Annotated in this window: 10 protein-coding genes; 2 read left to right on the plus strand and 8 right to left on the minus strand. The window is 35.3% G+C overall.

Annotation, left to right across the window (positions count from 1 at the left end; all coding sequences use genetic code 11):
- Positions 1-35: 35 nt before the first annotated feature.
- The 8 genes from HMPREF9456_RS11350 to HMPREF9456_RS11385 all read right to left on the minus strand — a co-directional run bounded on the left by HMPREF9456_RS11350 (position 36) and on the right by HMPREF9456_RS11385 (position 11,220).
- Positions 36-2,723, minus strand: coding sequence for an FISUMP domain-containing protein (locus tag HMPREF9456_RS11350; RefSeq protein WP_006843676.1), 2,688 nt, complete (start codon positions 2,721-2,723; stop codon positions 36-38).
- Positions 2,724-2,752: 29 nt separating this feature from the next.
- Positions 2,753-3,694, minus strand: a complete 942-nt coding sequence (locus HMPREF9456_RS11355) for a FimB/Mfa2 family fimbrial subunit (RefSeq protein ID WP_006843677.1) — start codon at positions 3,692-3,694, stop codon at positions 2,753-2,755.
- A gap of 105 nt (positions 3,695-3,799) precedes the next feature.
- Positions 3,800-5,071, minus strand: a complete 1,272-nt coding sequence (locus HMPREF9456_RS11360) for an Mfa1 family fimbria major subunit (RefSeq protein ID WP_006843678.1) — start codon at positions 5,069-5,071, stop codon at positions 3,800-3,802.
- Positions 5,072-5,307: 236 nt separating this feature from the next.
- On the minus strand, positions 5,308-6,786 hold the full coding sequence (locus tag HMPREF9456_RS11365) for a DUF3868 domain-containing protein (RefSeq protein WP_006843679.1): 1,479 nt from the start codon (positions 6,784-6,786) through the stop codon (positions 5,308-5,310).
- A gap of 119 nt (positions 6,787-6,905) precedes the next feature.
- The gene (locus HMPREF9456_RS11370; RefSeq protein ID WP_006843680.1) at positions 6,906-7,994 is read right to left on the minus strand and encodes a DUF3575 domain-containing protein; all 1,089 of its coding nucleotides are present in this window, start codon (positions 7,992-7,994) and stop codon (positions 6,906-6,908) included.
- Between the two features lie 11 nt (positions 7,995-8,005).
- Entirely contained in the window at positions 8,006-9,019 is a 1,014-nt protein-coding gene (locus tag HMPREF9456_RS11375) for a FecR family protein (RefSeq protein ID WP_006843681.1), read from the minus strand.
- 138 nt (positions 9,020-9,157) lie between these two features.
- A complete protein-coding gene (locus HMPREF9456_RS11380) occupies positions 9,158-9,712 on the minus strand; it encodes an RNA polymerase sigma-70 factor (RefSeq protein WP_006843682.1) in 555 nt (184 codons plus the stop codon).
- A 464-nt stretch (positions 9,713-10,176) separates the two neighbouring features.
- On the minus strand, positions 10,177-11,220 hold the full coding sequence (locus HMPREF9456_RS11385; RefSeq protein WP_006843684.1) for a linear amide C-N hydrolase: 1,044 nt from the start codon (positions 11,218-11,220) through the stop codon (positions 10,177-10,179).
- Positions 11,221-11,648: 428 nt separating this feature from the next.
- Here HMPREF9456_RS11385 and HMPREF9456_RS11390 point away from each other — a divergent pair, with 428 nt between their 5' ends.
- Together HMPREF9456_RS11390 and HMPREF9456_RS11395 are read left to right on the plus strand one after the other, a co-directional pair.
- Positions 11,649-12,389 carry an ABC transporter ATP-binding protein gene (locus tag HMPREF9456_RS11390; RefSeq protein ID WP_006843685.1) on the plus strand — a complete coding sequence of 247 codons (741 nt, stop codon included), beginning with the start codon at positions 11,649-11,651 and terminating at the stop codon, positions 12,387-12,389.
- Positions 12,390-12,412: 23 nt separating this feature from the next.
- Positions 12,413-13,531 (plus strand): ABC transporter permease, encoded by a 1,119-nt coding sequence (locus HMPREF9456_RS11395; protein ID WP_006843686.1) that lies wholly within the window; start codon positions 12,413-12,415, stop codon positions 13,529-13,531.
- The last annotated feature ends 10 nt before the right edge of the window (positions 13,532-13,541 follow it).

Raw genomic sequence — 13,541 nt, forward strand, 5'->3', positions numbered from 1 at the left:
ACTCTCTTTACCTATGCCTTATATACTAATTTACATCAATCTTGTACACAGCGCACACCTAAGAAGGCTGTAGTGTTGTATGATGTTGTTGGAGCACCCAAACTTGCATTAGTACCTACAATCGCATAAGATCCTGATATCCACCAATACCCTTTTTCTGACCAATCTTTCCAGTAATAAGTCGGAGAAATATTGAAAGCTCCCCCTGTTAAGGCTGCACTAGCAGAAGTTGATTGGTATCCTATTGCTTTAGGTCCTGCCCAATACTGAGCACCTTTTGTTTCATCGTTCTGACTGATAGCCGTATTTACGATTTGTCTCAAAGCATTTGCTTCTGTAAGTGTTGCAAGATGCCAACCCGCCGGACAAGCTTGAGTTCGAGCATCTCCATAATAATATTGAGCAGGAGAGTTTGTAGGTCTATAAGTTACATAAGCAGAACTCGTACTACCTCCTGAAACGGTTCCCTCATATTTATAGGTAATAGGGATTCCTTCTCTAGAATTTTCAACCATCCAACACTTATCTCCATACATATGAGTTAAATAATTGTTATTACCTATTTTCAGAGGCACAGCTACACCATTTATACCACAAGCTACAGGCTTAATCTTCACTTGCACATCCTGATATTTGCCCGCCGGATCAAAAAATGTAAATATTATTTCTGAGGAAAGATCGGCCTCAGCAAGCGGTTTCCTTAATGTAAATAATAAAAGATCGCCATCTGCCACGTTGTAGCCTCCATTTTGGTTCATATCAAATGATACTAACAAAGATTGAGCGTCGCTAACGCTTCTGATTTTCCATAAGCTATTCGACTTTATCCTCATACTTTGTTGTGAATTATCTAAGATATAATATTGGTTTAGCACAGATTGTAACCCATAACGTATTTGGCGTAAATAGATCGTTTTGGTAGTGAAGCCCGCACCATTAGATAGAGTAAAGTCAATTTTAGAAGCTTTCTCTATAAGAGGACTCGCATCTATTTCGGCCTGAGTCAAAGCTGCAGGAAAAATCGTAAAGGTTTGTTTTCCTGTGCCTCCAGCAGAAGTATTAAGTACACCATTCAATCCGGGAGTATCAGAACCTGATCCAAAGCTAAAAGGCTTTCCAGCCAAGCCTAAATAAGTTAAACTACACTCCCTATCAATAGGCATCCATGAAGCTACAAATTGTTGACTAGCAGGAATTATACCTGCAGTTTGACTTTCAAATATAAGCTCATTGATTTCTTCACCGTTCAAATTCTTCAATCTCAGTTCGAGTGGAGGAACCATACTTTGCCTCACTTCAATTTTATACGCGAGTCTTCCGGCACTGATAGTAATATATCCCAGTCGATTTGCCCCCGAATTATTTTCTGTTAGAATCAGTTGCATATCAGTAGTAACATTAGCGTCACCTTTATTCACCGAAGTTTTTAACCAATCGTTTATAGGATTACCACTATCATCGATGATAGAAGTTACTTTCCACCCCTGTACACTACCATCATTACTTTTGTAGTCTGTCTTAATGCTTACTGTATTATCATCACTAAATGTAGTATAAGCACTTTTTGTAAAATCAAACTTTCCTTGAGAAACTGCAAGCATAAACTGTCCGTCGAATTCAATATTGCCGATAGCAGCTTCGTCCCAAACAACAACCTCTGCCTCAATATTGATAGGACGAGAGTTGAATGCATCTTCTTTGGTACGATACCCCGCCGATTTCACTTTGGTTATATTAATTGTGTATAGGTGGTTTCGTAGTATATCTAAATAAGTCTTTCCACTAACGATATCAACACGGTAATAACTAACCTCGGTAGAACCGTTATACTTGCCTCCTAGCACTAAAGTTGTTACTTTACTCAGGTTCACTTCAGAAGCTGTCTTCGGTACTGTAGATTCGAAAGTATATATGTTATTAATAATACTATTGTTCGTAACTATACTAGAGCCTTCATAGTCGATAGGTCCTTTAGTTGTCGTACCTATTACCGTGGGCTTTTCTACGGTTGAGCTGCTACCTGTCACAAGATTTACCGCATCAGGAACAATCCTTCCCGCGCTATAATAGTTGTATAAAGACACACTTGATAAAGCAAAACTATTCTCGCTTATTGAAGGGTCTATTTTGACATTAATTTTGGCAACCATTCGTAATAACTTCAAGTCTGTAATTGTAGTATTATCTTGAATTATTATACTATTGGGGGTTTCTCCCCACATAGGAATCGGTAAATATCCGGCAGTTCCATTATTTACATTCCATTTGTTTATATCTGTAAGTTGCAATTGTTGCATTATGGCCTCTTTCGACGTACCAACTGTAATACCTCCGGCAAAAGTATTATCCAACTCATCTTTAGCATTAGCCAAAGTAACGAACCGGTATGTCTGAGAGCCATCTTTAAAGAGAGTAACAACAAACTTTTTCTTATTATTAACTCCATCATCGACTATCGAACCTTGATCGGCTTGTGCTCGATAAGCAAAGGTTTCGTCATTGCCATTTACTTTAAAAGCCAATATGTCAATAGATCTAACTTCATTTTCATCGTTTTCATCCAATGCGTAGGTTTTAGGCAATTGAGCCGGCATACTTATGCTAAATGGTACTTGTACTTTACCTTCTTTAGAAACAGGAAAGTGATCTCCTTCTTCATAATCGTCACGACAGCCGATTAGTACCAAAAGTAATGGTAGTATATAAAAGAATATTTGCTTCATCGATTATCTGTTTTCTATATTATTATGAGTTATTGTAATTCTGTATTATCCATATTTACTACCCATCCATTGATGGTAACCGTTATATCCATATTGGATTGCCCGGGAACATAAGGACGAGCAAATGTCAATAGAATGTCATATGTATGTGTATTTTCGATATCTATCACCTCTCCACCTTCATTCACTTTTTCTATAAGAGTCATCAGGTTGGCCTGATAGACAATCTGGCTGGTAATAGGACTTAGAATTTTCAGGATAGGATCTTTACGGTCTTTACTCAATCTGAGTATATTCTGAGAACCTGACAATTGTTGATCTCCACCAATTAGCAGAGAACTTGTATAATGAACCTCTTCCGTATCGGAAGCGAATGAGTTGTCAAATTTATAAATACCGTTACGAGCTGATATTATGAGCCTGTAATCGTTACTGTTTGGTACGAAATTTTTCGTCTTAATATTTATTGTATTTGTATTTCTTGTAAGAGATAATCCTACTCTCTGATCTTGCTCATCTCTTACATCTAACGATGTTCGGTAGGCATGAAATAATGCCGGGGGATTTACTCGCACAGTATCATCTTTATCTTTTTCAATATATACTCGTCTTTCATCTAAATTCGAGTAGCTGTTTTGTTTATATGGATCTTCTAAGTTTATCCATGAAACAAAAGTGTATGTACCTGGCTGAAGAGAAATAGTCATGTAATAATCTGTCCCAAAGGATGGTTGAGCATCATGCTTTTCTTGTATAAAGTTGCCATCTTTATCAAATATATAAAGCTTTACATCCTTTACTTCTTTTGTATCCAGAATAGTGCCTGAGTAGATTCGAGGTGTGTATTCAAAATATACACGTATATCTTTATTTTCGGGAAGACAATCTTCCAGCTTCTGGTCAATACAAGAAAATTGTATTGAAACTAACAGAATCAGAAATAATAGCGGTATATATTTCAAGTGTTTCATTATAAATATTTATCAATAAGAGAATCTTTTTATTAAGTTAATCCGTATCGCAAAGTATCATTGCTTTGCGATACCGGTATTAACTATTTTCTTTTAATGTTAGAATTATAAAATTTCACTATCCTGAGTATTTTCTGCCCAAGGCTCAACCACTATATCAACTGTAATATTAGTTGGTTTAGAGATTTCATGACCCGGGTTATCTATATTGTCTCCACTTTGTCCTAAGCCATTAATTGCAGTAATATTTACTTTGTAAAGATTGTTACGGAAAATATTATAATTGTGTGCCGGATTCAAATAGGCCTTGTAAAAACAATATCCGTCTTGATAGGTACTCATAGTTGGAGTGATCCCATTTATTGTAGCATCGTAAGCAGCAGCATCTGTTTGATCTATAAAATAATATTTAACACCGGCATTTGATACAACATAGAATGTTTGGGGATTAACCGGAGCTGTTTCACTAACCAATCCGCTAGCACCATCTCCGGCTATAGCTAATTTCACGACTTTACTTGGTAAGAATTTAGCACGGATAGAAGCATAAGTTGAATATCCTTCAAGGCTCTGAGCAGATGCATTTTCCAAAGCATACGATACATTTGCTGTTTTAATTGCTGTACCATTTGCATTTACAGCTTTATAACTATTTTCTTTATAAAAATCTGCTAGCGTATTGATTGGACTAAATGTTGAAGCACTAGGAAGCATATAATACAACTTAGTAATGTTACTTAATGAGAACTGTAAATCGGATACGGTTCCTCCCAATACATTATATTGCAATCCTGCGCCTTTTTCTACGGCTACCTTTGCTAATAAACGAGATACAGTTGCTGATACTTTATTTGCTGTAGCAGCAGTAGCATCAGTTTCCTCTACAAAAGTAGGGTTTGACGCAACTTTACTGAACATAGCAAAACCGTTTGCAGGATTCATTAAATCATTTGCGCTTGAAACTTGATATATTGCTGTCAAGCCTCTACTTGCAACATCTCTTGCTAATTCGTCGGATAAGTTAACACCCACATAGATTTTTTTTGCTCCTACTGTTGTCGCAATTGTCCTGTTAGCTGTGTACTCATTATCTGTAGACGAAGAAAAGTCTGAACTAGCCAAACGCTCCCGTTTTTCAAGGACATCGCTATCGTTAAAGATAAAAACATCTACTGAGGTCATCTTATTTTCATCCGCAGTAGCATTCATATCTACTGCATAAGTTTTTGGTTGAGCTATCGAAAGAGTAAAAGTTGTAGCTTTACCATTAGGAGTGGGATTTCCACCCTTACCTGTTAGGTCATCATCATTGGAGCAACTTGAAAAACCAGCTATCAGAGCTGAAGTTGCAATTAAATAGTTGAAAAATACTTTCATTTTTTAAATTGTTTTTGAATTAATTAATTATTTATGGATTCTCTCTTTATAAATCATTTATCGAATAAATCTTTTTCGGTTTTTCTGAATCGAGATTATCAATCACTTTAATTTATAGTACAAAGCTAGGTATATCAGATGAGGATCATTTTATATACCTCATTATAAAAAAGTTAGAATTAGCAGCTAGAATTCTAATACTTTTCTAATGATTATCAACACATTAACAAAACCGCTCATTTATACTTATTATATCGTTCCGCTTTGAGATTATCTTCTAGTTTCATCTGTAACTCATTCAGATTGTGATTTGCTTCTGTAACCCCTCCCATTAAAGCTCTCTTGAATAAGTCTTCAGCCTTATCCAAGTCTCCTTCTTTCAAAAAGATGACGCCAAGATTATTTAAAGAGGATGGATTAGCGCCTGCATTTAACAGATTTCTTTTGGCTAGAGACAATTCATTTATTAAAATAAGAGCAGCACCTGCATTATTATTTGCCGTTTGATCGCCGGGATAATACTTCGGAATAGTATCAGCTAATATCTCTACAAATTCTTTACTCCCTTCACCATAGCTTTGAGCTATTTCATAAAGTTCGAGTTGATTGAGTTGTGAGTCTTTTTTTCGAAATAAACTTTTGGCCTGATCAAGTGTATAATCTTTAACCGCCACATTTATATTATATTCAACACGCCTCAACTGAGGAAATAATTCGTCCGACATTTGTCTATAAGGAACACCGTTCGCTAGTTTTGTCAGTTCAGATTTGTATCCGTCAGAAATATCTGCATTATCTATAATCTCTATTATTTCATTCTTGTATGCAATATTTGATTGAAGTATCAGCTGTTTAAGCCTATCCCAATCTTCAGCAATATTACTTACTCGAAAGGAGCTTTCCGAAAAACCAAATTTATCTTTCATATAGTTTTTCAAGGCTATTGCTCGTGTGTAAGATAAACGATCATTCGCAGCATAAGAACCGTCCGGAGAAGCATAACCTTCTATAAGTAAGCTTTTGATTCTTAAATCAGAATCATTAATAATACTTTTCACCAAAGCATCTATTTTTTCTAATTCCTTCTGATTATGCCTATATTGCGGAAGAATAACAGATTTTCCTACCTGAAAATCAAGATACGCCTCGCCCTGTATCTTAAGTATTTTAGATTCAGTTTTTGGCTCTATATAAGAGACTAAAGGATTTACCTGATAAGGAGTGTGAGATTGTACTTTTACCTTATTGTTCATCATAAAAGTAAAGAAGTGATTTTCATTTCTACACCCTGTTAGTTCTTGCTTGATTACCAAATGTGCACTATCCATCCACATCTCATACGGAACTTTGAAATCATAAGTAAGCAATGTATCTGTAAACTGATTAATGATAATAGTTGTATAGGGAATAATATTTTCAACCTTATCTTTATTTAAAGACTTCCATCTTTCGATTAGATTGTATTTCTTATTTCCGGAAATAAGCACATAAGGAAACGCCATAACTGATCCATTCGAGAGCAACTGAGGTGTTAAATACATCGCAGTACAATCATTGACAGCACCTGCACGAATATTTACTTTAAAGTATACATGAAGACTATCATTGACTTCTTTTACCTCGTTACTTATAAAAATAATTCGTCCCGGATATTCCTTTGCAGAAACACTTAATACAATGATTGTAAATAGTATAAATATTAATATTCGTTTCATATGATTTTACTTAAGCCTTTCATTAGAGGCTTTAGATATATATTTGTTATGTTTTATTAGTCAAACATACGTAGAGGTATGTCTGCTGATTTTTATTGACCCTTGATTAATGCAAACTCTTACTTAATAAAATAAATCACAGATAATGAAGCCTTAGTGGGTGCAAAGAAGTTTTTGCTCTCGGTGCCTAAAAACTTTTTACAACTCTTGCAAGCATATCGATCATAATCAGCATGTAAATAGCCCACTCCAAAATTCCCTTCGAGCGACCAACGTTTAGACATACTCCATTGATATCCGTAACTAAATCCAACTCCATATAAGTCTCCTTGCAAACGACTGTTTTTCATATAATCTGAGAATGGAATCCCCGTCAAATTATAATGAGCATAAACAGCATGTAATCCGAAGAAGTGACCATTGAAAGGTTCACATAACCAATACCGCATCTCAGGCTGTACAAGTATATGTTTCATATTCTTGTTAACATTAAACTCCCATGGATTGTAACTAAAAGACACGTCTAGGCTGTATCTCTCTCCTACTTTAACCTCTGTCCCAAAAGCAATCGAGCTAGTCATATCAAACAACAAGTTACTTTTTACGGCCCATAGAGGAGTCTTCGCCTGAGTTGGTCTCCAATCTGTCATATTATTCAGAAGATCAACCGTTTTGTTCAAATCCAAAGAATCTTTTGCGGAGGTTATCGATTTCAAAGTCACATTCTTGCTCTCAGGTAATAATGAAAGATCAAGAGGTATCACTTTTATTTCTTCATTCAACTCTTTGTCCACTTCAACAGATAAAGTCGGACTTTCTTTAGTATCATTTATGTGAACAAGGTTTTCTTTTCTTTTCGCAGTTTTGGTCGGAGATAAAAAAATAAGATTCTTCCGTATAGTATAAGTATAGTCCGTATCTGCCAACAACTGATCTAAAACAGCTTTCAGATCAGCGTCATGCAGTCTAATTGTTATCTTGCGGTTTGTGTTAAAGTTGGAGTTTACAAAAGCAAAAGAATATTTTGTTTGAGATTCTATCTGAGATAGAATTTCACTCACCGAAATATTTTGCCCTACAACTGTCAGACCATTCTCCTGTGCTGATAGCGTTGGCAATGTATATAGACAAAGTAAAAAAAATATCGTTTTGAGCATGTAAAGCCTATATCCATACATTAGTGGATACATTTTCTTATATAATTGCATTTTTTAGTTGGTTATTCTGTCTTATTATTACTTATATATACCTTATTATTTTCTATTTTATAGGATAAGCTATTATCCAAGCATCTGAATATCTCTATTATTTCAGTTAAATTATCCGATTGCTCTATCGTTACCGTATAACTTCTGTTGAGATCGACATCTTTATCAATTTCTACATCAATATCAAACTCTCGTTTAAGCGTTAAGGCAATTGCTTTTAGTGTTTCATTATTAAATACAATCTTCCCATTCGTCCAATCCGCAATATCTTTAACTACATTTATATCCAGATCACGTATGAACCCTTCTTTGGTTGTGTTATTTAATACAAACTGCTGATTCGGTTTTAATTTAAATTCCTTATTGTCAATAGTTCGGATAGCAATCGAACCCTTATTTAGTGTTACAACAGTTGATTGGTCGTCAGGATATGCCGATACATTAAATTGGGTTCCAAGGACCTTTACATCTAGATATTTTGTGCGTACTATAAATGGTATGTCCTTCTGCCTTGTTACTGATAAATAAGCTTGCCCTTCCAGATTAATAATTCTTGCGCTGTCATTCGAATTTTCATTATATTTAATTCTACTCCCCGATTTTACCCATATCTGCGAACCACAAGCTAGCCCTACCTTTTCATGTTTGCCATAAGGGACATCAACGACAACCATCTGATTATCTTTCTCTTTCTGCACACCATTCGTCAAATTATATATTCCTATCAATAGGACTAAAGGTAAAAACACTACTGCTACACGAAGCCAGTAATAAGGGCGTTGGCTTATTCTTTTCTTCTTGTTAAAACCTAGTTTTTTTGTAATCTTTTCATATTCTTGTTTAGAAGATAAATCTTCCTGGTTATCTAATGAATCCCAGAGCCTGTGCATAGCTTTTTGCTTTTCTTCAGAATTGTCAGGATTAACCAGCCATGCATGTATCTTATCTTCCAACTTCTCGGAGTATCTATTCTCAAAGAACCGGCTTATAAGCTTATAATATAGCTTAGTTGGTGTATTATCCATTTTCTATTTTTTGTTGAGCTTTACTTTCACGTTCTGTATTAAAAACGATCTAGCTTGTATCTACGCACGGTCAAAAAAGTAATTTTCTCTCTTTCGTTACATAATATTCTAATAATATGATCATTGTAAAATTATTTTTTAAAAGAAAAATGATAGAACATTTCTAATTTTTTTCATTGCTAAACTCAATTGATTTTCGACTGTTCTTTTACTTATCTCTAGCTGTTCGGCTATCCTATCGTTCGGTATCCCTTGAGTCCTGCTCATCTTATATATAGTTCGCTGCTTTTCAGGCATATTTTCTATCTCCATTTCTACCAACAACATCGTTTCCTTTGCTATATACTCATCCTCAGCGTTTACTATGTCTAAGGGTAATACTATTCGTTCATTATAAAATGATTCGCGAATCTGTTTACCTCGGATGTAATCGATCGTTTGTCGATAGGCAATCGTGTATATATATGAATCAAAGCCTTTAACACCCTTAGAAGTTATCGTAAACGAATCATGATTCTCCCAAACTTTGACAAATACATTCTGAGTTAGTTCTTCTGCAACGTCTACAGACTTGACAAAGCCATTTATGTAATACTTTACTTTCGGAAAATACTTCAGAAATATAGTTTCAAATGCTTTATGGTTCCCTTTTTGTAAAGCTTCCAATAGTTTGTATGTTATCTGATTCTCCAAAGAATAATTAGATTATTTATAGAAATTAATTGATTTATCATAAATACTCCTCAATAAGAGCAAACGAATAAGATAGTAGCAACGCACGGTCTATGAATAAATATTTTACACTTCTTAATGTCCGATTGTCGGTATAAAATGGAATAAGCCCCCCATGACTTTTTCCGAAGAGAAAAAATCTATACAGTTATATACCGAAAAAATAATATCGGTATTTGGTAGCGTAAACCCTTTTAGAACAAGTGCAAATCTAATTTTCTTAAGAGAGATAAGAATATTGCACTTTATGATAAAAACGGCTCGAGAATAAAGCAATATAACATCTAATGCTAAATCAGTATAAATCAGAGCCAAAAGGCGGGTAATATATTTATTGGATAAAGACCAAAATTCATTGAAATAAACTACATGCAGAATACAAATGAAAAGCCCATTTCTTCAATGGGCTTTTCAATCTTTATTTCTTAATCATTCACACCCAGAAATTTGAACGGCTGTGAAACCTTGAAGTTATTTATTGTATTTCCATTGTAAGTTTCACCGTTTGCTAAAGATAATTTAAGTACAGGAGCACCTTTAGACAAGTTCATATCTTGAAGATTTACCCAGAATGTATTCGGAGTCAAACTCGATTCAAAGAAATAAGTCAGATTCTTACTATCCGATACAGTTCTCCATTGTGTCGTAGAAATTTCAGGGCTATCGGGTGTAGAAATACCATAAGGAACAGAGGCATTACGAATAACACTGAAAACGCTGGCCACAGCTAATTTCTCATCTCCTATTTTAGGAAGTGCATCGATATAGAAGCTTGCTCTCGCAAAACGATCGGCAGCACGATTAGTACCCGGAAGAAAAGTCAATCCACCAATAGATTTCCAATAGTTATTCAAGGCCAACTGTTTATCATAAGTTGGAGAATTGGTCATTACATTATAGTCCTTGCTATGGTAGATATTAAGCTTTCCATCTATATATTCGAAAATAGCGCTATCGCCTGTAGCATCAGAAATAGCAAGGTGTAATGTTGCCAATCTCGAACCATCAGGCATCTTATCAGAAACTACCTGAAAAGAATTTTTACCTACAAAAGAAACAGCTTCATCCACGGAAGCAAAGTTGTCGAGCATATATTGCACCCAAGCAGCTATAGTTAGTCCCGGCTTGCTCTTATCCCATGCCGGATATACAGACTCGTTCAACCATAACAAATTTGCAACTAAACCCTTCTCATTCATACCATCGGTACTGGCTATTTCAAAAGCAGATGTTACTACACTACCATATTTAGAGGTCCATTTTAAAGAATTGCTTCCAGTCTCTCCACTTCTTTCCATCCCTCTAGGGAAAACCCATATATTACTATGCATTTCCGTTTTCCAGTCCATTGTACGACCGGTTACTACCATTCCATTATCTCCGGTATAAACGACACGTGTACATGCATTCGCTTTCGGTATTGTTACCAAACAGATAAAGCCTACGATAAATAAATAAATTCTTTTCATTTCTTTAATTTTTTAATTGTGATTTAAACTATTTTTGATTTTATAATATTGTTTTCTAATTTTGATACTGCAAAGGTAGATACTACGACATAAATACATATCAAACAGATCATTATAAAAATATTAGAATTAAAGAGTAGGGCTCTAATCTTTTTCTAACAATATTCTTTAGAGATAAAAATTTGATTATTCGTAGCAGCTTCTAAAGCGGTATTGAATATCACAAATACAGTACCTCCCAAATATTCTTACTGAAACATACAATAACAAACAATTAGCATCAACTATCGTTAACTTTAATATGGCTATAAAGATGATTTCAGAGCCATAAGCAAAATAGATTACCAGATACCAAAACTTTGTAGTGATGAAATTCGTTATTACTTTTATCACTTAATAATAAATAGGCAGGTAAATAAATTAGAATAATGTATCAGATAGAAGTAAAAGACGTATATAAGTCATTTAAGGATGTACATGCCGTAAGAGGTATCTCTTTTGGAATACAACCCGGAAAATTTGTGGCTTTGCTTGGACCTAACGGAGCAGGAAAGACAACAATGGTTGAGATGATGGAGGGTTTAAAAAAGCCTGATTCGGGAGAGATTCTGTTGCAGGGTAAAAATTGGCATAAGAATGAAAAGGAACTTCGGGCAATAATAGGTCTATCGTTGCAAGAGACACGCTTTTCAGACAAGCTTACTGTCTTTGAAACATTATGCTTGTTTGCCAGTTTCTTCCGACTTGGCGAGAAACGAGCAAATGAAATTATCGAGCTCACCGGGCTGGAAAGTAAACGAAAATCTATGGTGGGAACACTCTCCGGAGGACAGCGGCAGCGGCTTGCTTTAGGAGTAGCACTGCTAAATACACCGCAGATTCTTTTTTTGGACGAACCTACTACCGGACTCGATCCTCATTCACGACTTGATCTTTGGAATATTCTGAAAGAATTAAAAGACAAAGGGGAAACCACTCTTATCCTGACAACACACTATATGGAAGAGGCTGAATCTCTTTGTGACCATATAATCATTATTGATGAAGGAAAAATATTAAAAGAGGGAAAACTTGAAGAATTGTTGGATGAAAATTCCCGTAACCTCGACGAATTATTTATCAACCTCACAGGTAAAGCTCTTCGAGAGAACGGAAATGTTGTATTGTAAATAACACTTATATACTTTCAATTATGTCAATAAAAGAATCAATCAGAACAAATCAACTATATCAACTCTTCAAGACCCAATTCCTATTAACAATCCGTGAACCGGAAGTTCTTTTTTGGGGTATGATCTTTCCTGTACTCATCTCCATTGGATTGGGTTTGGCTTTTACACAACAAACAGAATCAAAATTTAATGTTATACTTGTTGAGAAGAATAAAACCGAATTAGATTCACTTCTCAATATTTATGGAAAAAATGGACAGAGTAAAGAAGGGAACGTCCTAAATTGGAAAATTAGCAACAAAGAACTGGGTAATACCGTATTTAAGTTCTCTCAAAGCAACTGGGATTCGGCTATCATCTCCTTAAAGAGGGGTGAAGCAGATGTGATTGTTACAGATTCGTTAGGAAAAGCCATTTATCATTTCGACCCGCTCAACTCTCAGTCTCAATTAGCATATATGAAACTTTCGGCATTGGTAAAATCACCCGATTCAAGCATGAATGCTGAAAACACCAATATTCAACCATTGACATTACTGGGTGTTCGTTACATTGACTTCCTCATACCGGGGCTAATTGCTTTCGGGCTCATGAGCTCTATCATGTGGGGAGTTAGTTATACAATTATCGAACGAAGATCTCAGAAATTGTTAAGACGGATGGTTGCGACACCAATGAAGAAATCGAATTTCTTGTTTGCATTGATGTTTGTGCGTATTCTCATGAATGTAGTTGAGTCTCTGATTCTTCTGTTTTTTGCATGGCTAATATTCGACATTCATATCCAAGGAAACATCGGAGCGTTGATTGTTTTATTTTTGGCCGGCAACCTTGCATTTACTGGAATTGCCATCTTAGTTGCATCCCGTACTACTAAAACGGAGGTAGGTACTGGATGGATTAATGCTGTACAAATGCCTATGATGTTGTTATCTGGTATCTTCTTTAGTTACCATAATTTCCCGGAATGGAGCATCAGTACAATTAAGTTACTTCCTCTAACGGCACTAACCGATGGAATTCGCAGTATTTTTAATGAGGGAGCAGGATGGATGGAAGTGATCTATCCGACTTGTTCTTTATCGGCTCTTGGAATTATCTGTTTCGTTATAGGTATGAAACTCTTTAAATGGAATTGATTCACACATT

Source organism: Dysgonomonas mossii DSM 22836 (genome assembly GCF_000213575.1).
Taxonomy (GTDB): Bacteria; Bacteroidota; Bacteroidia; order Bacteroidales; family Dysgonomonadaceae; genus Dysgonomonas; species Dysgonomonas mossii.

Bases quoted from the DNA above. Each gene is read 5' to 3' on its own strand.
- HMPREF9456_RS11395 (WP_006843686.1), top strand. From the start codon at position 12,413: ATGTCAATAAAAGAATCAATCAGAACAAATCAACTATATCAACTCTTC.
- HMPREF9456_RS11355 (WP_006843677.1), bottom strand. From the start codon at position 3,694: ATGAAACACTTGAAATATATACCGCTATTATTTCTGATTCTGTTAGTT.
- HMPREF9456_RS11370 (WP_006843680.1), bottom strand. From the start codon at position 7,994: ATGCAATTATATAAGAAAATGTATCCACTAATGTATGGATATAGGCTT.
- HMPREF9456_RS11375 (WP_006843681.1), bottom strand. From the start codon at position 9,019: ATGGATAATACACCAACTAAGCTATATTATAAGCTTATAAGCCGGTTC.
- HMPREF9456_RS11350 (WP_006843676.1), bottom strand. From the start codon at position 2,723: ATGAAGCAAATATTCTTTTATATACTACCATTACTTTTGGTACTAATC.
- HMPREF9456_RS11385 (WP_006843684.1), bottom strand. From the start codon at position 11,220: ATGAAAAGAATTTATTTATTTATCGTAGGCTTTATCTGTTTGGTAACA.
- HMPREF9456_RS11365 (WP_006843679.1), bottom strand. From the start codon at position 6,786: ATGAAACGAATATTAATATTTATACTATTTACAATCATTGTATTAAGT.
- HMPREF9456_RS11390 (WP_006843685.1), top strand. From the start codon at position 11,649: ATGTATCAGATAGAAGTAAAAGACGTATATAAGTCATTTAAGGATGTA.
- HMPREF9456_RS11360 (WP_006843678.1), bottom strand. From the start codon at position 5,071: ATGAAAGTATTTTTCAACTATTTAATTGCAACTTCAGCTCTGATAGCT.